The sequence below is a fragment of the Rhodococcus sp. MH15 genome, assembly GCF_019266045.1.
GTDB lineage: Bacteria > Actinomycetota > Actinomycetes > Mycobacteriales > Mycobacteriaceae > Rhodococcus_F > Rhodococcus_F qingshengii.
This window is the reverse complement of record NZ_LPNP01000080.1, coordinates 1127510-1146526: the sequence shown is the minus strand read 5'-3', so window position 1 is coordinate 1146526 and position 19017 is coordinate 1127510. Positions and strand designations below refer to the sequence as shown.

Annotated in this window: 18 protein-coding genes; 7 read left to right on the top strand and 11 right to left on the bottom strand. The window is 62.3% G+C overall.

The genetic code is table 11. The features are described from left to right. Nucleotides 1–7 precede the first annotated feature (7 nt). The 7 genes from ATN37_RS28375 to ATN37_RS28345 all read right to left on the bottom strand — a co-directional run bounded on the left by ATN37_RS28375 (nucleotide 8) and on the right by ATN37_RS28345 (nucleotide 7588). A complete protein-coding gene (locus ATN37_RS28375) occupies nucleotides 8–1246 on the bottom strand; it encodes a helix-turn-helix domain-containing protein (RefSeq protein WP_070162519.1) in 1239 nt (412 codons plus the stop codon). Between the two features lie 106 nt (nucleotides 1247–1352). Next, on the bottom strand, nucleotides 1353–2750 hold the full coding sequence (lpdA, locus tag ATN37_RS28370; RefSeq protein WP_218695922.1) for a dihydrolipoyl dehydrogenase: 1398 nt from the start codon (nucleotides 2748–2750) through the stop codon (nucleotides 1353–1355). 6 nt (nucleotides 2751–2756) lie between these two features. Then, nucleotides 2757–4274, bottom strand: coding sequence for a 2-oxo acid dehydrogenase subunit E2 (locus tag ATN37_RS28365; protein ID WP_218695920.1), 1518 nt, complete (start codon nucleotides 4272–4274; stop codon nucleotides 2757–2759). A 2-nt stretch (nucleotides 4275–4276) separates the two neighbouring features. Next, nucleotides 4277–5326 carry an alpha-ketoacid dehydrogenase subunit beta gene (locus ATN37_RS28360; protein WP_007733466.1) on the bottom strand — a complete coding sequence of 350 codons (1050 nt, stop codon included), beginning with the start codon at nucleotides 5324–5326 and terminating at the stop codon, nucleotides 4277–4279. Nucleotides 5327–5336: 10 nt separating this feature from the next. Beyond that, nucleotides 5337–6260: a thiamine pyrophosphate-dependent dehydrogenase E1 component subunit alpha gene (locus ATN37_RS28355; RefSeq protein ID WP_042451488.1), complete on the bottom strand. Its 924-nt coding sequence runs from the start codon at nucleotides 6258–6260 to the stop codon at nucleotides 5337–5339. Nucleotides 6261–6496: 236 nt separating this feature from the next. Beyond that, nucleotides 6497–6958, bottom strand: a complete 462-nt coding sequence (locus tag ATN37_RS28350) for an RNA polymerase sigma factor SigD (protein ID WP_007733468.1) — start codon at nucleotides 6956–6958, stop codon at nucleotides 6497–6499. A gap of 63 nt (nucleotides 6959–7021) precedes the next feature. After that, on the bottom strand, nucleotides 7022–7588 hold the full coding sequence (locus ATN37_RS28345) for a hypothetical protein (protein ID WP_007733469.1): 567 nt from the start codon (nucleotides 7586–7588) through the stop codon (nucleotides 7022–7024). Between the two features lie 253 nt (nucleotides 7589–7841). Between ATN37_RS28345 and ATN37_RS28340 the strand changes: the two genes are divergently transcribed. Genes ATN37_RS28340 through ATN37_RS28325 form a run of 4 tightly spaced genes read left to right on the top strand, consistent with a single transcriptional unit; the run spans nucleotide 7842 to nucleotide 11018 of the window. Next, nucleotides 7842–8498 carry a hypothetical protein gene (locus ATN37_RS28340; protein ID WP_003939689.1) on the top strand — a complete coding sequence of 219 codons (657 nt, stop codon included), beginning with the start codon at nucleotides 7842–7844 and terminating at the stop codon, nucleotides 8496–8498. Then, nucleotides 8491–9054, top strand: coding sequence for a hypothetical protein (locus ATN37_RS28335; RefSeq protein WP_054781865.1), 564 nt, complete (start codon nucleotides 8491–8493; stop codon nucleotides 9052–9054). The genes ATN37_RS28340 and ATN37_RS28335 overlap by 8 nt, the downstream gene beginning before the upstream one ends. A gap of 12 nt (nucleotides 9055–9066) precedes the next feature. Then, the gene (locus ATN37_RS28330) at nucleotides 9067–9744 is read left to right on the top strand and encodes a response regulator transcription factor (RefSeq protein ID WP_042451205.1); all 678 of its coding nucleotides are present in this window, start codon (nucleotides 9067–9069) and stop codon (nucleotides 9742–9744) included. Continuing rightward, nucleotides 9741–11018, top strand: coding sequence for a HAMP domain-containing sensor histidine kinase (locus ATN37_RS28325; RefSeq protein ID WP_065455309.1), 1278 nt, complete (start codon nucleotides 9741–9743; stop codon nucleotides 11016–11018). The genes ATN37_RS28330 and ATN37_RS28325 overlap by 4 nt, the downstream gene beginning before the upstream one ends. Before the next feature lie 67 nt (nucleotides 11019–11085). Here the strand turns inward: ATN37_RS28325 and ATN37_RS28320 are convergent, their stop codons facing one another. From ATN37_RS28320 to ATN37_RS28310, 3 genes are all read right to left on the bottom strand, one after another. Next, entirely contained in the window at nucleotides 11086–12801 is a 1716-nt protein-coding gene (locus ATN37_RS28320) for a glycerol-3-phosphate dehydrogenase/oxidase (RefSeq protein ID WP_218695918.1), read from the bottom strand. Nucleotides 12802–12849: 48 nt separating this feature from the next. Continuing rightward, a complete protein-coding gene (glpK, locus tag ATN37_RS28315) occupies nucleotides 12850–14358 on the bottom strand; it encodes a glycerol kinase GlpK (RefSeq protein ID WP_003939742.1) in 1509 nt (502 codons plus the stop codon). 64 nt (nucleotides 14359–14422) lie between these two features. Then, on the bottom strand, nucleotides 14423–15250 hold the full coding sequence (locus ATN37_RS28310) for an MIP/aquaporin family protein (RefSeq protein WP_003940085.1): 828 nt from the start codon (nucleotides 15248–15250) through the stop codon (nucleotides 14423–14425). A 239-nt stretch (nucleotides 15251–15489) separates the two neighbouring features. Between ATN37_RS28310 and ATN37_RS28305 the strand changes: the two genes are divergently transcribed. Further along, a complete protein-coding gene (locus ATN37_RS28305; RefSeq protein ID WP_007733475.1) occupies nucleotides 15490–16473 on the top strand; it encodes a sugar-binding transcriptional regulator in 984 nt (327 codons plus the stop codon). Here the strand turns inward: ATN37_RS28305 and ATN37_RS28300 are convergent. Beyond that, nucleotides 16408–17211, bottom strand: a complete 804-nt coding sequence (locus tag ATN37_RS28300) for a TetR/AcrR family transcriptional regulator (RefSeq protein WP_218695917.1) — start codon at nucleotides 17209–17211, stop codon at nucleotides 16408–16410. The two genes, ATN37_RS28305 and ATN37_RS28300, sit on opposite strands and share 66 nt — an antisense overlap. Before the next feature lie 93 nt (nucleotides 17212–17304). On the opposite strand from ATN37_RS28300, the gene ATN37_RS28295 reads away from it, so the two are divergent. Both ATN37_RS28295 and ATN37_RS28290 read left to right on the top strand, forming a co-directional pair. Further along, nucleotides 17305–18258 (top strand): ATP-binding cassette domain-containing protein, encoded by a 954-nt coding sequence (locus ATN37_RS28295; protein WP_218695916.1) that lies wholly within the window; start codon nucleotides 17305–17307, stop codon nucleotides 18256–18258. Next, nucleotides 18255–19016 carry an ABC transporter permease gene (locus ATN37_RS28290; protein WP_211920757.1) on the top strand — a complete coding sequence of 254 codons (762 nt, stop codon included), beginning with the start codon at nucleotides 18255–18257 and terminating at the stop codon, nucleotides 19014–19016. Before ATN37_RS28295 ends, ATN37_RS28290 begins: the two co-directional genes overlap by 4 nt. Nucleotide 19017: the final 1 nt, after the last annotated feature.

The following is a 19017-nucleotide window of genomic DNA, read 5'->3' as shown; positions in this document are numbered from 1 at the left end:
CCCGCGGTTAATAAAGGCGCACAGCAGGGGCGGTTTTTACCCTCACCGCCGGGTCGAAGCGATAGGGCTGAGCCAACAGGATTCCGGCCAATCGCTTACGCAACCTCGACATCTCGGCCCGGACGGTCACCGTCTTGCGCGGATCGCCGAACAACTGTGAGGCGAGCTGCGAGGCCGTGAGGCCCTCGGGCGCCTGTGTCAGAGCCACGAGGATCTGCGAATGGCGCGGGCTGAGGTCGATACTCCAGCTCCCCATTGCCGAGGAGTACCGCAATTCCATCGCATTCGGATCTTGCACATCCAATTCGACTTCGGCACAAACCGTTCCGGACGCCGGATCCATCTGAGGGCGGACGAGCCAACCACCCGGAAGCGGCTCGCACATACATAGTCCGAGCGACGGGAGCCAATGCTCGCCGCTGCTCATCACTTTCGGCAGTGCGATTCTGTAGATCGGCGCCATCGAGTCCACCGCCGCGACCCAGCCACTGCGGTCCACGACCACTGTCGGCTGACTCGCACGAGCCAGCGTCGATGCCGAGATCATCCGGAGCTGATCCAATCCGATTCGATGCTTCTCCCGCAGTGCGGATTCCGCCAGCCTGGCCACACTGTCCACGAGAGCGAGAGTCGACGGGTGGACCGTGTCTGCTGCGCCGGCGACGTTCACGACGGCTATGGCCCGGCGACTACGCGGATCTCGAACCGTCGCCCCGGAGCAGGTCCACGGATGCTGCGAGCGCGAGTAGTGCTCGGCCGAGAACACCTGCACTGCCGAACCTGATGCCAAGGAAGTACCGATCCCATTGGTACCAACAGCTTCCTCGGTCCACGACGCACCCTCGATCATCCCGAGCCGTTCGGCCCGATCCAGCATTCGACTGGACCCGTGTCGCCAGAGGATACGTCCGTAGCGGTCCGCCACCACGATCAGATTCGCGTCGTCCGGGCCGACGAGTGGTGCCAGACCGTGCACCGCCTCGTCGAAGATCTCCGCCATGCCGGCTGCGCGTCTGCCTTCTTCGATCTCGGATTCGCGGCCCGTCTCGGTGATCGAGCACCGGTCCGGATCGAGTCCGAGCGCACGCAAACGCGACCACGAATTCGCGATGACGGAGCGCGGACGCGCAGGCGGCTTGCGTCCCGACATCGTTGCTTCGTAGACGGATTCGAGAACACGTGCGTACTGCGCCGGGTCTTCACCACTGGCCAGGGCCGGTTCGAGTCGATTCGTTTCGCCGATCACACTCCAGTCCTATGTGACGGGGTCATCGAAAGCGAGCGTTGCACCCGGTTGCAGAGTTGTTCGCGTGCGTGAACGAAAGGACGGCGTTCACGCACGCGAACGGTGCTCACGCGTTGAGGGGTCTCCCCAGCGCCGAGAGCGCAGACTCGTGCATTGCCTCCGAGAGCGTCGGATGAGCAAACACGACCTCGGCGAGATCCTCGCCGGTGGCTTCGAGGGATCGAGCGATACCGAAACCCTGAATCTGCTCGGTCACATCCGGACCGACCATGTGCGCGCCGAGAAGTTCCCCGGTATCGGCGTCGAAGATCGTCTTGACGAAGCCTTCGGCCTCGCCGATCGCCAGTGCCTTGCCGTTCGCCTGCAGGTCGAAGTGTCCGACCCGCAGCGCGCGACCAGTACCGGCGCACTGCTTCTCCGTCAGACCCAGGCTCGCCACCTGTGGGCGGGCATACGTGCATCCCGGAACGTAGTCGCGATCGAGCGGATGAACGTCGGGCACGCCTGCCAACTTTTCGACGCACAGGACAGCTTCGTGGCTTGCCTTGTGCGCCAGACATGGAGCGCCCGCGACGTCACCGATCGCATAGATCCCGAAAGCGCTGGTACGGCACCACTGGTCGGTGACGATCGCACCGCGCTCGATCTCGACGCCCAGAGCCTCCAACCCCAGATCCTCGACGTTGCCGGTGATTCCGGCCGCCACCAACACCCGGTCCACGGTCAACGACTCGACACCGTCGCTCGTCTGCACATTCACCTGGACGGCATCGTCGCCGACGGTCACCGCCGACACCGAGGCTCCGGTGTGAATCGTGATGCCACGCTTCTCGAACTGCTTGCGAACGAAGGCCGAGATCTCTTCGTCCTCGACCGGCATGATGTGTGGTGCCATCTCGACGATGGTCACCTCGGTTCCGAGATCGCGGTACAGGCTGGCGAATTCGACTCCGATCGCGCCGGACCCGATCACGAGCAGCGACTTCGGCAGTTCCTTCGGGACGAGCGCGTCGAAGTAGGTCCACACCCGATCACCGTCGGGGGCAACGCCGGGAATCGAACGCGGCCGGGCACCGGTTGCAATGATCACGTGGTCGGCTCGATACGTCTGTCCTCCCACGGATACGACGCCTTTGTCCACCAACTTAGCGGCGCCTGAGATGACGTCGACGCCGTTCTTCTTCATCAGATAGGCAACACCGCCGGACAACCTCTCCGAAACCCCTCGGCTGAACGACACCAACTTCGAGATGTCGAACTGGACAGACGCCGAACTGAATCCGTATGTGTCGAGTTCACTCAAGGTATGCGCAACGTCCGCGCCGTGCAGCATCGCCTTGGTGGGGATACAACCCCAGTTGAGGCAGATACCTCCGAGGCGATCACGTTCTACCAGCGCGACGCTCAACCCCAACTGGGCAGCCCGGATCGCCGCCACGTAACCACCGGGGCCGCCACCGATGACAAGAACGTCGTACTTATGCGACGTATTGTTTTCCACCACAGCCCCTTACACCAACATCAGCGCGGGAGAAGCGACAAAGCGCTGGAGCTCCCGAAGGAAGGTCGCACCCAGGGCTCCGTCGATAACCCGGTGATCGCACGAGAGGGTCACGGTCATCACGGTCCGGGCAGAAACACTGTCACCGACCACCACCGCGCGCTTCTCCCCCGCACCTACGGCAAGGATCGCTCCCTGGGGCGGATTGATGATCGCGTCGAATGCCTTGATCCCGAACATGCCGAGGTTGGACACCGTGAAGGTTCCGCCCTGGAATTCTTCGGGACGAAGTTTGCCGGTCTTCGCCTTGGTGGCCAACGAGAGCACCTCACCCGAGATGTCCGCCAACGACTTGGTATTCGCGCCACGCACGATGGGCGTGATCAGCCCGGTCGGAAGTGCAACTGCCACCGAGACATCCGCCGACGCGAATCGAAGAACCGATTCGTTCGCGGCATCGAACTGGACGTTCACGTCCGGCACCTTCATCAGTGCAGCGGCGCAAGCCTTCACGATGAAGTCGTTGACCGACAGCTTGACCGCCGGGACGGTCGAATTGATCTCCTTGCGCAGAGCGAGGAGCGCATCGAGCTCGAGGTCTGCGGTGAGCCGGAAATGGGGTGCCTGCTGCTTGGACGCCTGCAACCTACCGGCGATTGCCGATCGCATGGGGGCGAAAGGAATTGTGTCGTAATCGGGTTCGGCCGCAACAGATTCGGTCTCAGCCGCCGCCTCGGGCAGGAGCTGCGCGGAACGAGCGGCGTCGTGCACGTCGGCGACGCAGACGCGCCCCCGCGAACCCGTCGGACGACAGTCATGCAGGTTGACGCCCAGTGATCGGGCAGTTCTGCGTGCGACCGGGGTGGCAGGCACGGCACTGTCGTCGGCGGTCGATCGCAGCGGGAGGCCGGATCTCGCGGCCGGCACTACCGGCGCAACAGTGCCACCGGCGTCACGAATCGCGTCGTCGATGTCGCGGACACTGATCCGCCCGAGGGGACCGGTACCCACTACGGCGGCGAGATCGATTCCGAGCGATTCGGCACGTCGGAGTGCGCGAGGACTCGCAAACACATCGTCCTGCGTCGTGCCTTGCAGAACGCTCGGTACGACGGTGGAACCGGTTGGTACAGGTTTCGGTGCGACAACCACCTTCGCAGCCGGTGAAGCCGCAGGTGTCACGGGAGCCGCCGGCGCAGGAGCTGGGGACGGTGCCGGCTCTTTCGCCGGCGCGGTTGCGCCGCGGGCGGCGAGGAACTGCTCGATCTCCGCATCCGTCGCGGACGCATCGGCGGACACACCGATCACGGCGCCGACGGGCAGAGTCTGCCCCGGTGTGCCGACGATCTTGCGGAGAACACCGTCGAACGGCGCCTCCAGCTCGTTGGTGATCTTGCTGGTCTCGATCTCACAGATCAACTGGCCCTTGGTGAACGAGTCACCTTCCTCGATGAGCCACGCGTTGACCAACCCCTCCTCCATGGAGAGCCCCCATTTGGGGATGTCGATAGCTTTGATGTCAGCCATGATCAGGCTCTCACCAGCTTGCGAACCGACTCTTCGATGCGCGCCGCGTCAGGCAGCCAGGCAGTTTCGAGGGTCGGGGAGAACGGAACCGGCGTGTGCGGCGGCGTGATCAGTTCGATCGGCGCTTTCAGGTAGTTGAATCCCTTGGTGGCGATCAGCGCGGCTACGTCGTGCCCGAAACCGCAGCGGGCGGCGGATTCGTCGACGATCACGACCCTTCCAGTCGATGCGACGGATTCGAGGATGCCGTCCTCGTCCAATGGTGAGACGGTACGAGGATCGACAACCTCGACCGAAATACCCTCGGCGGCCAGCTTGTCTGCTACGTCGTTGGCGCGGTTCACCATTGCGGACAACGCGATGATCGTGACGTCGTCGCCCTGCCTGGTGTAGTTGGCGACGCCGAACGGAATCGCGTACGGCTCGTCCGGCACTTCGTCCTTGAGGTCGTAGAGAACCTTGTGCTCACAGAAGACGACGGGATCGTCGTCCCGGATGGCTTGGATGAGAAGGCCTTTGGCGTCGTAGGCATTGGACGGAGCGACTACCTTCAGACCAGGCACCGCCGCGAACACGTTGTACGGAGACTGAGAGTGCTGCGCAGCGGCGGAGAACCCTGCGCCGATCATGCCTCGCACCACCAGCGGGGTTCTGGCCTTGCCACCGAACATGTAGCGGAACTTGGCAGCCTGGTTGTAGAGCGCGTCGTAGGAGACTCCGAAGAAGTCCATGAACATCAGCTCGGCGACCGGCCTCAGTCCGGTCAGTGCGGCTCCGGCAGCCATTCCGATGATCGCGGATTCGGTGATCGGGGTATCGATTACACGCTCCGATCCGAACTCCGTCCACAATCCCTTGGTGACACCCAGGACACCGCCAAATGCCTCGATCTTCTTCGTCTCCAGATCGGGATTGGTACCGGCATGCCCACCCCGTACGTCCTCACCGATGAGAACGACGCTCGGGTCGCGTTGCATTTCTTGGGCGATGGCCTCTTTGACGGCCTCGCGGTAGGTCTTCTTCGACACGTTCTCGGCTTCCACGCTTGTCATCTCGGGCTCCTCAGTACGACACGTAGACATCGGTCAGCAGATTCTCGACGGGTGGATACGCCGCGGCACGCGCCTTCGCTACCGCCTCGTCCACCAGCACTCGCGACTGCTCGTCCACCGCGTCCAGATCAGCGGTGCTGACCTTCTTCACATCCACGCTGCTACGGAAATTCTTGAGCGGATCCTTGGTTTCCCGTAGTTGCGCAACCTGTTCCGCCGTGCGGTACAGCTGCGCGTCACCCTCGAAGTGACCGTGCCAACGGAATGCCGCCGCCTCGATCGTGGTGGGGCCGCCGCCGATCCTGGCGCGCTCGGATGCTTCCGCCATTGCGTCGTAGACCGCGAAGAAGTCGGTGCCGTCCACCTTGACGGCAGGCATGCCGAAGGATGCGGCGCGCGCGGCGATGTCGGGTGCACCAACTGCGTAGTCGGTTCCGGTGGCCTCACCGAATCCGTTGTTCTCGATCACGAAGACGATCGGAAGGTCCAGCACCACAGCCATGTTCATCGCCTCGAAGACGGTTCCCTGGTTGGATCCACCGTCACCCGTGAACGACGCTGCGATGACACCGTTTCGAAGCGTCTTACCACTCAGTGCTGCACCGATCGCCAATGACGGGGCTCCGCCGACAATCGCGTTGGCGCCGAGCATTCCCACGGACAGGTCGGCGATGTGCATCGAGCCGCCCTTACCGCGACACAGGCCGTCGTCCTTGCCGAAGATCTCGGCCATCATGCCGTTCAGATCACAGCCCTTGGCGATGCAGTGCCCGTGACCGCGGTGAGTGGATCCGATGTAATCGGCGTCGCTCAGGTTCTCGCACACTCCCACCGCGATGGCTTCCTGGCCCGAGTAGAGGTGAATGAAGCCGGGGATGTCACCGGTTGCATTCTCTTCGTGCAGTCGATCCTCGAACGCACGGATGCGCGACATCTTCTCGTACGCCTTCAGCAATGCATCCCGGTCCAGCCCTGAATGAGGCTTGGCGCCGGTCCTTTTCGATCCTGGGGTTGTCGGCTTCTGCGCCGTCCGTTGAACCACAGTCACACTCCTCGTTCTCGATCACTCGTCGCCATGCAGTGTCGTGTAGGTCACGGGCGAAGGGAAAGAGTTGCGTGAGGTTGCCGGGAGTTGCGAAGGGTTGCAGCTGTTGACTTTCGAGCGTTGATTCAGGCGCCGCTCAGGCTGTCGCGTCTGATCTTGGCCAGCGCGCGGTGTTGGGCGAGTTCGACGGCGCTCGTTGTCGTTCTCAGTGACAGCGCCGTCTCGCGCACGTCGAAGCCGACAACGATGCGAGCTACCAAGACGTTGCGTTCTGCGGCCGACAGATCACCGAAGGGCAGAGTGAGTCGACTGGAGGCAGGTAGCGAATCGATTTCGCGACTGATCGCGTCGTACAGATGCGCGAGGAACGCTTCTCCGGCACGTCTACGTCGCCGAATGTCGGACAGGACGGATCGGCAGATACCGACGGCAATACGATCAGCGTCGAGCGGTCGCAGTTCGGCACGGCAGCGCCGCGTCACCAGAGGCACGATGCGTTGAAGGAGTTCTGCAATCGCGTCCCGATCCCCTCGGGACGCATCGTCGGCAACACTGTCGATCGAACGTCCACCTGCCCTGCTTGTCATTCCGATCTCCCCCTGGTTCGGCTCTTGGTCGAATTCCCGACTAATGCTCAGGTTTTGAAGTCGCTAGGGGCGTATCGGCTCGGGGCAGATCCCGGTTTGTTCCCCGATGATGTTGATCTCGGCGTTGGAACGAGGGTCAGCGCCGTAGTTGATCTGGTCGGTGCACTTCTCGGGGGGCTCGACGGCATCGGGCGGGAGGGGCGCCGGGCATGAACCCATCCGCTCTCCGATGCTGTTGATCTCCGCATTCGAACGAGGGTCACCCACATAGTTGATCTGATCGGTGCACTTGGTCGACTCGGTAGCCGGACCAGGGGCCGCAGGGGCAGCCGCGCTGGTCGAGACCGGGGTCCAGGCCGGCGCAGCTCCGCCCGCCGGGACTCCGGGGGTGGATGCGTCCGTACCGCCGCCCACCGAGTTCGAGCCTTCGACTGTCTCCGAAGTGGTCGCTGCGGTCAGCGGCGGTGGGGTCGTAGACGCCGCAACCACCGATGTAGTCGTCGGTTCGTCTCCTGGAGCGCTGTTGTCATCACTCGAACACCCTGTCATCGCGCACACCACCCCGATCGTCAGTACGGCGAGCAGCACTCGCAGACGCCGAGTCTTGTTGGTCAGCAATACTTCAGGCATTTGCTCTCACACTCCTCGATACGCGGATCAGCTCGTTCCGCCCAAGCGGTGAACACCGACGTGACTCACTCTAGGAGCCTGATTCCATCGGTTTCGTAACAGAATTCCGTCGGTCGCGTACCAACTCTCGACGGTCCTGACATTCATACGATTACGTAACGGTGGGTGGCAAAACTCCGATATCGAGATCACCTGTGATCGTATGAAAACGCACATGCCGATGAGAGGGTTCGCAGCGGCCGGGGAGGGGAACGTGTTGTATCGGAGTGACATCTGCGGCGGTCGATCAGACCGTACTCGCAGCCTGTTCGGTACAGCGCTCGCGGCAGCAACCCTCGGAGCGTCCGTGATCACCGGCTGCGCGTCCACCCAGGGCGTTGTGATCGAAGGCGATGTCGCTTCCACCGGGTTGCCCGTCACACAACCTGCAGACCTGGCCAGACGGGTTGCCGAAAACTCGAGGTTGGGACGGGCGCTCCTCGACGATCCTGGGGTGTCCGAGGGAGTGAAGACAGAACTTCGGTCGTGCCCTGACTGGTATCCGATCTCGGTCGGGTCCATCCTTCTCGATCCAGGCGCACCGCGTATCGTGCCGGAGACCGAACTCGTCGTCATGAATGTGTATCCGTGCCAACCGGCCCACCAACCCGGGACCGGAGTGTCGATTTCGGTCAACCTTGCCGGCTACGTCTACCGCAGCGGCAAGGCCGGTTCGAGTGAAGACGATCCCGAACTGGGTGAGCGCCTGTTCTCCGTCGAAGAGCGCGGAAAGTTCATCGTCAGCGGTCAACGCGCCGCGAGTTTGTCTGTCCTGGAAACGGATCCGCGGCCACCGGAGTTCGAATGTTGCCCCCGTCCACCGCTTCGGACCGAGTTCCACTGGGATGGAATGGAGTTCATCCGTGATTGATCGCCGTCGCCGCGCGATGCTCGCCGGTGTTTGCCTGCCGGTCGCGTTTGCTCTCGCCTCCTGTTCCACCGAGCCTGAATCAGAACCCACTCCGAATATCGCAGCATCACTCGACCCCTCGGATCTCTCACAGGGCTTGAGCATCGATCCTGTTGCCCTCCTCAGAGCAGACCCGGAAGTGTCCGATGCGGTCAAGGACAGTCTCCGACTGTGCGGTGATGCGAACTTCCCCTACGAAATCCGGTACTCCCCCGTGACAGGCGCCGTTTGGCAAGATGCCGTCGTCAATGTCTTCACCTGCGAGTCTGTCGGCATCTGGGGACGACCGGCCCCACCGGTCAGCTTCATGGTCGCCGGATTCGTCTACCAGATCGACGAATCGGGCGCTCACAAAGTCTTCGGAGTGCAAGACCCAGGACGCTACGTCGTCGGCTCAACCGGAGGATTGTCGGTCATGGTCGACCTGTGCAAAGACCCCGGCATTCCGGAGTTCTGTCAATCGTCGACTGCATACAAGTGGACCGGTGAAGGGTTTGAGAGTGTTCCGTTCCCATGAAAGCGAAGGCCGATGACCGATCCGTTGATTTTGCTGGTCGAAGACGACGCTGTCATCCGCGAAGCAACGCAATTGAATCTCGAACGCAACGGGTTTCGGGTGATCACCGCATCAGGTGGGTTGACCGGAATGGATATGGCGCTCGACGCCAAGCCGGATATCGCCGTCCTCGACGTGATGCTTCCCGACCTGAACGGAATCAGCCTGTGCCGGCGCATTCGTGAGGAACTGTCGGTGCCGGTCATCATGCTGTCCGCGCGCGACGACCCGGTCGACATCGTTCTCGGATTGGAAGCCGGTGCCGACGACTACGTCACCAAGCCCTTCGACAGCGGTGTCCTGGTGGCACGCATCCGAAGTGTGCTCCGGCGGGTCGAATCCCATTCCGGTACGGAGAAAGACATCGTGACTCTCGGCGATCTGGAGATCGATCGCGAGTTGGTGACCGTCACGCGTTCGGGCGCCGAAGTGGCTCTCACGCCCACCGAAATGAAGCTGCTCCTGGTCATGGTGAGTGTGCCGCGCAAAGTCTGGTCTCGCTCCGAACTGCTGTCGGACGTCTGGGATTACGACTGGGGCGGCGATACGCGCATCGTCGACGTTCACGTTCAGCGATTGCGCACGAAGATCGGCTCCGAACAGATCCGGACCGTCCGGGGGTTCGGCTACACGATGGACAACCATCGGTGAGATCGCGGGATCTCGCCGCCAAGCTCCCGTCCACCGGGAGGCGGTTGTCGTTTCAGTGGAAGATCGCGGCGGCCATCACGTTCGTGATTGCCGTCGCCTCGATCACGCTCAGTACCGTGATGCATCAAACCTTTTCACACAACCAAGAGGATGCAGCGCGGGCGGCAGCTGATCGCAATCTCCAACTGGTGCTGCAGGACGAAACGGGCAGCATGCGTGCGCTGTTCCGCGCCACCACAGATGGTCTCGACGTTCCGGAAGAGTTGCGTCAGGCCGTGGTGGGCGGCAAACGTGCCACCTACCTTGTCGACAGCGGGGACCAGCCATTTGTCTGGGCTGCTGCCGACGTCAACACTCAGGTGGTGGCGATTCGCGTCCCGTACACCGCGCAGCGGGAATCGATCGCCAGCGTCGATCGGACACTTCGCAACGCCACCATCGCAGTGATCGCAGCGGGTGCCGTCCTGGGTGTGCTGCTTGGACTCGCGATGTCGTATCGATTGCGCTCGGCCGCCCGTGCGGCTCGCAAAGTGTCTACCGGAGCGGACATCCGCGTCCGCTCGGTCACCTGGTCGCTTTTCGACGACGAGATCACCGAACTGGCGGATGCAGTCGACGCGATGTCCGATGCTCTACGGGGACAACTGGACGCCGAAAAGCGCGTGACAGCCAACATCGCGCACGATCTCAGGACGCCCATCTCCGGACTGGTCGGCGCCGCAGAGCTCCTGCCACCCGGTAGGCCAACCGAATTGGTGCGCGACGGCGTCCATAAACTCAGGAGGCTCGCCGAGGACGTCATCGAAGTGGCACGCCTCGACACCACCTCCGAGCAGGCAGACATCCAATCGGTGGAACTGGCGCCGGTGGTGCGTCACGCGATTTCCACCACAGGAGTCGAGTGTGAAGTGAGTGTTCACGGCACCCCCGTGTCGTACACCGACGCGCGCAGACTGGAGCGGATCATCGCCAACCTGATCTTGAATGCTCGCAATCACGGAAAGTCGCCGATCAATGTCCACGTCGACCACTCCCGCATCACGGTCCGAGATCGGGGCGTCGGGTTCACTGAAGAGTGGCTTCGCCAGGGGCCGAAGAGATTTCAGACCAACTCCGTCGAACGCGGCCCGAACTCAGGCCTGGGCCTCGGCTTGACGATCGTAGTGGGACAAGCGGCGGTCATCGGCGCTCGTATCGACTTCGCGAACCATCCGAACGAGGGCGCGGTTGTGACGATCGACCTCCCTGAATGTTCGGCAGACGAGTTCGATTGACACCGAGGCAGTTCGGTCGATCGGCCGGGACACAGCGTCCCGGCCGATCATTGGTGGTGTCCCGGACTCAAACCTGTCCGACAGTGACTCCGGTGCGAACGTCCGGTGCACCGAGGCGCGCCGCATCAGCTGTGAGGTCATCGGGCTGCTCCTGAGATTCCCGCTCGGCTGCGACGCGCAACCGGTAGTGCTCGATCTCCTCGGCAATGTGCTCGGGAGTCCAACCGAGCACCGGCGCAACCAGTTCCGCCACTTCGGCAGCTGCCGCATCGCCGCGATCGGTAACCTCGATGGAGATGCGGGTACGACGGGTGAGGATGTCGTCGAGATGCTGCGCACCCTCATGGCTCGCAGCGTAGTGGATCTCCGCCTTGAGGTACTCGGGGGCGGAGTCCAACGGCTGCCCCAGTTCCGGTCGCGCCTCGACGAGTTCGAACAACTCGTCAGCCAGAGTGCCGTACCGACCCAGTAGGTGCTCGATGGTCGAAACGTGCAGTCCCGTGCGCTCAGCGGTGAGATGCCGATTGTTGTGCGCGGCAAAGTAGCCGTCGGCACCCACAAGTTGGATACGCTCGGTGCAGGACTTCGGCACCTTCTGTTCCAATCCGTGCACCGCGGAATCGACAGCGTCCTTGGCCATCACGCGGTAAGTGGTGTACTTGCCACCGGCGACCACCGTCAAACCTCGGACCGGACTCGACACCGCATGCTCACGCGAGAGAGTGCTGGTCGAATCCGATTCGCCGAACAGCAACGGACGCAACCCCGCGTACACACCGACGACGTCCTCGTGCGTCAACTCGTCCTGAAGCAGCTTGTTGACATGTCCGAGGATGTAGTCGATATCGCTTCGGCTCGCTGCCGGATGGGCGAGGTCGAGGTTCCAGTCGGTGTCCGTCGTACCGATGATCCAGTGGCTTCCCCACGGGATCACGAACAGCAGACTCTTCTCGGTCCGCGTGATGATTCCGGTAGAGGAGTTGATGCGGTTTCGCGGGACGACCAGGTGCACACCTTTCGAAGCGCGAACCTGGAATTGCCCTCGCCCACCGACCATTTCCTGGATCTCGTCGGTCCAGACCCCGGCGGCGTTGATGACCTGACGAGCACGGATCTCGAACGCGCGACCCGTTTCCAGATCCACGGCCTTCACCCCGACTACGCGGTCCTCCTCACGGAGAAAGCCGATTACGCGGGTGCTGTTCACGCACAGTGCGCCGTATTCGGCTGCTGTGCGCGCCAGCATCATCGTGTGGCGGGCGTCATCTACCTGACCCTCGTAGAACTTGACCGAACCCCGGATAGCAGAGCGCTTTCCGGAAGGGAACGATTCGAGAGTCTTCTTCTTGCCCACATGCTTGTGGTGTGAGGGAACCCCGCGGCCTGCGCCCATCACGTCGTAGACGCCGATGCCCAGACCGACGTACGGCCGGTCGATCAACTTCTCGAGTGGGTAGATGAACGGCACCGGCTTCGCGAGATGCGGGCACAGCGAATTCAGAACCAGCGACCGCTCACGCAGTGCCTCGAACACGAGCGCAAAATTGAACTGCTCGAGGTAACGCAGTCCGCCGTGGAACAGCTTGCTCGACCTGCTCGAGGTTCCGGACGCGAAGTCACGAGCCTCCACCAAGCCCACCTTCAGACCGCGAGTTGCGGCGTCGAGCGCGCTACCCGCTCCGACCACGCCACCGCCGATAACGAGGACGTCGAGTTCGGTTTCTTCAAACTTCTTCAGCGACTCCGCCCGCGAGGACGGACTCAATGCTTGTGCTGTGCTCATGAAAACTGTTCCTTCACTTGAAAATAGGTAGAAATGGGGGCGCCGCGATCAGTCTGCGTCGACCCAGTCGAGTGTCCGAGTGACGGCTTTCTGCCAACCTGCATACAGGCGCTCACGCTCGGCCGAATCCATCGACGGCGTCCAGCTCTTGTCCTTCGCCCAGTTGCTGCGAATGTCGTCCTCGCTCTCCCAGTACCCGACCGCGAGACCAGCGGCGTACGCAGCGCCCAATGCCGTGGTCTCCGCAACGACAGGGCGGATCACCTCGACGTCGAGCAGATCGGCCTGGAATTGCATGAGGAGTTCGTTCGCGACCATTCCGCCGTCGACCTTGAGAACCTTCAAGTCGACACCCGAGTCGAGGTTCATCGCCTCGATCACCTCACGACTCTGGTACGCAGTCGCTTCGAGCACCGCCCGGGCAAGGTGCCCCTTGTTCACGAACCTTGTCAGACCGACGATCGCACCGCGTGCATCCGCGCGCCAATGCGGTGCAAACAGGCCCGAGAACGCGGGCACGAAGTACGCGCCACCGTTGTCGTCCACAGAGCGCGCGTTCACCTCGATGTCGGCCGCGTTGTCGATCATGCCGAGGTTGTCCCGAAGCCACTGGACCAGCGAACCGGTCACGGCGATCGATCCTTCCAGTGCGTAAACCGTTGGCTGCTCACCGATCTTGTAACAGACCGTCGTCAACAAGCCGTTCTTGCTCATCACCTTTTCGGTGCCGGTGTTGAGGAGCACGAAGTTGCCGGTTCCGTAGGTGTTCTTCGCTTCTCCGGGCGAGAGGCAGGCCTGACCGAAAGTCGCTGCTTGCTGATCGCCGAGGATTCCGGCGATCGGCACGCCGGACAACGTTCCGCGTTCGCGCACGAATCCGAAAGTTTCGGACGAGCTGCGAATCTCGGGGAGCATCGATTCGGGGATGCCCATGTCGGCGCAGATCGCCGAATCCCAAGCGAGAGTGTCGAGATCCATCAACAGAGTGCGCGACGCGTTGGTGGGGTCGGTAGCGTGCACTCCGCCGTCGACGCCGCCGGTCATGTTCCACAGCACCCAGGTGTCCATCGTGCCGAAGCACAACTCGCCTGCTTCGGCCTTCTCACGCGCGCCCTCGACGTTGTCGAGAATCCACTTGACCTTGGGGCCCGAAAAGTACGTGGCCAACGGCAATCCGGTGACTTCGGTGTACTTCCTGGGGCCGTCTTCGCCGGCGAGTGCAGTACAGATTCGATCGGTGCGTGTGTCCTGCCAGACGATGGCGTTGTAAACGGGCTTTCCGGTTGCTCGTTCCCAGACCACTGCCGTCTCACGCTGATTGGTGATGCCGACGGATGCGATGTCGGCCGCGGTCAGATCTGCGTTGGCCAAGGCGCCCGCGGTGACGTTGCGGACGTTGTCCCAAATTTCGATCGGATCGTGTTCGACCCAGCCTGCCTGCGGAAAGATCTGTGTGTGCTCGTGCTGTTCGACAGCGACTACGTGCCCACTGTGATCGAAGATCATGCATCGCGTGGAGGTGGTTCCCTGGTCTATCGCGGCTACGAACTGCGCCATCGTGCTACCCCTTTGGTGTCGAAGAAAGTGCGAAAGATTTACTGTCAGAGATGATGATTCGCCATCAGGCCGGTATCGTGGCCGGCTCCTCGGCTGCCTTCTCCACCGACTCGTCAGGCAGGAATCGACCAATCAGCTTGTCGTAGAGAAACACCCCGATCGGAGCGCCGATCAGCGGCCCCACGATGGGCACCCAGAAATACAGGCTCCCGTACTGATCTCGCCAGGCGCTGCCGTAACCGGTGAGATACGACGCCAGCCGCGGACCGAAGTCACGGGCCGGATTGATGGCGTAACCCGCGTTGGTCGCCCACGCGAATCCGATTGCCACCACGATCAAACCGACGACGAAGGGCGCAAGATTCGCGAGCGGCGGAGTTCCCCGAGTATCGGTCACCGCAACGATGAGGAACAACAGGATCGCCGTGCCGATGATCTGATCTATCAGCGCTGATCCCAGACTGACCGGGAGCGTTCCGTTTCCGGGCATCGTCGAGAAGATCGTCTGAGTCGCCGTTGTGTGTCCGGGATCGATGGCATTGAGCATGTCGTTGTAATTCCACCGGACGATCAGGGCCGCGACAAAGGCTCCAGCGGTCTGCGCCAGCGTGTAGGGCAGGACCTTGCGCCAGGAGAATCCCCGGAAGATCGCAAAGGCGAAGGTCACTGCGGGGTTCAGATGAGCACCCGTCACCCGGCCTGCGACATAGATGCCGAACATGACGCCGAGTCCCCAGGCCCACGCGATACTGTCGTGTCCGCCGAGACCCCCACCGCTCCCGCCGGACACAACCTGCGCCACAACTCCGACGCCGAACAAGATCAAGATCATCGTTCCGGCGAACTCGGCTGCCAACTCGCCTGGAAGCCCTAATCGCTTGGCTTTCTCCATCCCCACCCTCACTTCGTTGTGATGCATGTCATAGTTTGGATTGCTGCACCCGTAGCGTAAGGCCGTTTGCACATTCACGCATAGCTCGTGCACATATGTGCAAGTACCCCATTTGCGCACCGTAACGCGGGTAACAGACACACTTCTGGGACTTTGCGTGATCGAGCGCCTCGGCCTGGGCCTACTCGGATAGGATTCGGTTCAATGCTCTTGCACGTACGTGCAGACAGGACGAACCCATGGAAACTCCCACTTCGGACTCCGCTACCTCCGATCCGGCGGACCCGCGCATCGCCGACGCAGTTCAGGCCGCACGCCTCTACTACTTCCAGGACCAGACCATGGCTGCCATCGGCCGCGACATGGGGGTGTCCCGATCCACCGTCTCCCGATTGATCACCTACGCGCGCACCTCGGGTCTCGTCGAGATCAAGATCAGCACCCCGCACGGCCAGGCTCCTCGCATCGAACGCGAGTTCTCGGAACGGTACGGAGTGCGCGCCCACGTGGTGACCGTGCCGGAACTGGTGGGAGATCTCGAGCGACTCGAAAAGGTCGCAACCTTTGCCGGACGCCTGCTGGCGTCGTTCTTCGACAGCGACATGGTGATGGGGATCGCCTGGGGAACCACTCTCAGTGAAGTCAGCAAGCACCTTGCCCCCAAACGCACATACAACTCGTACGTCGTGCAACTCAACGGCGCCGCGAATACTCGCACCACCGGGATCTCTTACGCCAGCGACATCATCAGAACCATCGCCGACGCCTACGGTGCTCTGCCACAAGGATTTCCGGTGCCTGCCTTCTTCGACTACCCGGAAACTCGGGAGCAACTGTGGCGCGAACGAAGCATCAAACGCGTCTTGGACATGCAGAAGCGAATGGACCTGGCAGTCTTCAGCATCGGCGTACCGGGCGGCAACGTACCGAGTCACGTCTACACCGCCGGATACCTCGAACCCGATGAAGCAGAAGCACTTCGACGCGACGGAGTGGTCGGCGACATCGCAACCGTCTTCTTCCGGTCGGACGGGAGCTACCGCGGAATCGAACTCAACGAGCGCGCGAGCGGCCCGCGACTGGACCTTTTCGAGAAGGTCGCCAGGCGCGTGTGCATCGTCGCCGGAACAGCAAAACTGCCGGCCCTGGAGGGAGCACTACGGGGCGGGCTGATCACCGATCTGATCATCGACGACGTCAGCGCCACCGCGCTGGTGTCCTGACCGCTGCACCAGCTTCTCGATTCCGTCGAGAAGTAAGCCGAGCGAGAAACTGAAATCGAAGGCATCGTCGCCGGCGGCCTCACCCTCCGGGCTGCCGTCCTCGAAGCCACCTTCCTCGATTGCGGCACTCAGGTAGGGGAATCCCTCCCGATTGATGACACGAGCAATGAGAGCGCCGTATGCGACGTCGTCGTCTGCCGACTGCGCTGAACGAGACGCCAGGTCAGCCGAGAATCGAGCGCGGCCGATGACGAACAACGACACGTTGGTCACCACCTGGAACTTCGACGCGGCGCTCAGGGCGACCCCGTCGAGGGCGCTCAGACCCGCGTCGAGCCACGCCATGTTGTTGGGCCCGGTCGGTGGAGCCGTGATGGGCAGCTTGAGCCACCACGGTCGACTCAGCATCGTGGCATACTCCTGATTCGCCCACGCCTCGAGCTTGACGCGCCAGGTCACGCCGTCGGGAGTCACCGGCGGCGGCCCGATCACCCGATCCGAAATCAGTTCGATCAGTTCGTCTTTGCTTGCCACGTAGCGGTAGAGCGACATGGTCGTGAACCCGAGCGCTTTGGCCACGCGGCCCATCGACAGAGCTGTGACGCCTTCTGCGTCGGCCAATTCGATCGCGGTGTCGAGAATTTGCTCGAGACTGAGCCCCTTCTTCGGACCCCGCGTTCCCGGCTGGTCCAGTCCCCAGGCCAGTTCAACTGCTCTCGGTAGCGCTCCGCGATCCATAAGCTCCCACTCTTCACTCTTGTCATCATCCTAGAACTGTGTACGCTATAAACACGAGTTTATGACATACACAGTTCTTACTTGGAGGTCTCGATGTCAGGAACGATCCCCGCAATCTCGGTCCGCGGACTCCGTAAGCACTACGGCGATCAACAGGTACTGGCTGGACTCGACCTGGCGGTCTCGGCCGGATCGGTGTACGCCCTCCTCGGCGCAAACGGCGCCGGAAAGACCACGGCCGTAAGAATTCTCACCACCCTCATCCCCTTCGACGGAGGCGAGGTCATGGTCGCGGGGCATTCACTGCCCGGAGATCCACAGAACGTTCGGCGGCGCATCAGCGTGACCGGGCAGTACGCAGCCGTCGACACCTTGCTGACCGGATTCGAGAACCTCACCCTACTGGGCGAACTGAATCACCTGGGCCGGAAGAACTCCCGTCGCCGTGCCGAGGAATTGCTCGACCAGTTCGTTTTGACGGACTTCGGCGACAAACGCGCCGGCAACTACTCGGGCGGCATGCTCAGACGACTCGACATCGCAATGAGCCTCGTCGCCCGACCGGACGTCGTCTTTCTCGACGAACCCACCACCGGCCTGGACCCGCGAAGCCGCCACGACATGTGGTCGATCGTTCGAGGACTCACAGCGTCAGGCGTCACCATCTTCCTCACCACCCAATACCTCGACGAGGCAGACGAATTGGCCGATACGGTCGGCGTGCTGAGCGGCGGCCGCATCGTCGCCGAGGGAACACCGGACGAACTCAAACGCCTTGTTCCCGGCGGCCACGTCGCACTGCAATTCGAGAACCTGGCCCAACTCGAACTCGCCGCGGCGTCACTGCCGCAGGCGCATTCGAATGCCGAGACCTTGACCCTGCACATCCCTTCCGACGGGGCAGTTCCGTCGATCAAAGCGATCCTCGACTCGATCGACGATCCGTCGATCACCGTCGAGAAGTTCTCCGTTCACACTCCGGATCTGGACGACGTGTTCTTCGCGCTCACCGGATCGGGCCAACCCGAGATTGCGAGCGTTCGATGACCTCCACCATTGCAATCGATTCCGCGGTGATGCTCCGCCGGAATCTCAAACACGTTCTGCGCAGTCCGGATTCGATGATCACCGCGATAGCCCTTCCGGTCATGCTCATGCTGCTGTTCGTCTACGTCTTCGGCGGCGCCATCAACACCGGTAGCGAGTACATCGACTACGTAGTGCCCGGAATCATCCTTCTGTGCGCCGGTTTCGGCGCCTCGACCACCGCGGTCAGCGTCTCGAGCGACATGAAGGACGGGATCATCGACCGTTTCCGGACCTTGGCGATCTCTCCGTCGTCGGTCCTGACCGGTCATGTACTGGCCAGCGTCGTCCGCAACGTCCTGACTACGGCGATCGTGGTCGTGGTTGCGCTGATCATGGGATTTCGCCCGACCAGCGATCCGTTGCGCTGGCTCGGCGTCGCCGCTGCGATCGTCGCCTTCGTCTTTGCCATGTCGTACCTCTCGACAGCTTTGGGACTCTTGGCCCAGAACCCGGAGGCTGCAAGCGGATTCACCTTCGCCATCATGTTCCTGCCCTACGTCAGCACTGCTTTCGTACCGGCTGAGACCATGCCGTCCTGGCTGCAGGGGTTTGCCCGGCACCAACCGGTGACTCCGATCATCGAGACTGTGCGCGGACTCCTGATGGGCACGCCGATCGGGAACAGCGCGGCCATCGCCCTCGCGTGGTGCCTGGGCATCGCCGCCGTGGGATTCGTGTGGTCCAACTGGCTCTACCGACGAAAGACCGCGAGCTGAC

Bases quoted from the DNA above. Each gene is read 5' to 3' on its own strand.
- ATN37_RS28365 (WP_218695920.1), bottom strand. From the start codon at position 4,274: ATGGCTGACATCAAAGCTATCGACATCCCCAAATGGGGGCTCTCCATG.
- ATN37_RS28360 (WP_007733466.1), bottom strand. From the start codon at position 5,326: ATGACAAGCGTGGAAGCCGAGAACGTGTCGAAGAAGACCTACCGCGAG.
- ATN37_RS28355 (WP_042451488.1), bottom strand. From the start codon at position 6,260: ATGTCGCGCATCCGTGCGTTCGAGGATCGACTGCACGAAGAGAATGCA.
- ATN37_RS28350 (WP_007733468.1), bottom strand. From the start codon at position 6,958: ATGACAAGCAGGGCAGGTGGACGTTCGATCGACAGTGTTGCCGACGAT.
- ATN37_RS28345 (WP_007733469.1), bottom strand. From the start codon at position 7,588: ATGCCTGAAGTATTGCTGACCAACAAGACTCGGCGTCTGCGAGTGCTG.
- ATN37_RS28330 (WP_042451205.1), top strand. From the start codon at position 9,067: ATGACCGATCCGTTGATTTTGCTGGTCGAAGACGACGCTGTCATCCGC.
- ATN37_RS28320 (WP_218695918.1), bottom strand. From the start codon at position 12,801: ATGAGCACAGCACAAGCATTGAGTCCGTCCTCGCGGGCGGAGTCGCTG.
- glpK (WP_003939742.1), bottom strand. From the start codon at position 14,358: ATGGCGCAGTTCGTAGCCGCGATAGACCAGGGAACCACCTCCACGCGA.
- ATN37_RS28310 (WP_003940085.1), bottom strand. From the start codon at position 15,250: ATGGAGAAAGCCAAGCGATTAGGGCTTCCAGGCGAGTTGGCAGCCGAG.
- ATN37_RS28305 (WP_007733475.1), top strand. From the start codon at position 15,490: ATGGAAACTCCCACTTCGGACTCCGCTACCTCCGATCCGGCGGACCCG.
- ATN37_RS28300 (WP_218695917.1), bottom strand. From the start codon at position 17,211: ATGGATCGCGGAGCGCTACCGAGAGCAGTTGAACTGGCCTGGGGACTG.
- ATN37_RS28295 (WP_218695916.1), top strand. From the start codon at position 17,305: ATGTCAGGAACGATCCCCGCAATCTCGGTCCGCGGACTCCGTAAGCAC.
- ATN37_RS28290 (WP_211920757.1), top strand. From the start codon at position 18,255: ATGACCTCCACCATTGCAATCGATTCCGCGGTGATGCTCCGCCGGAAT.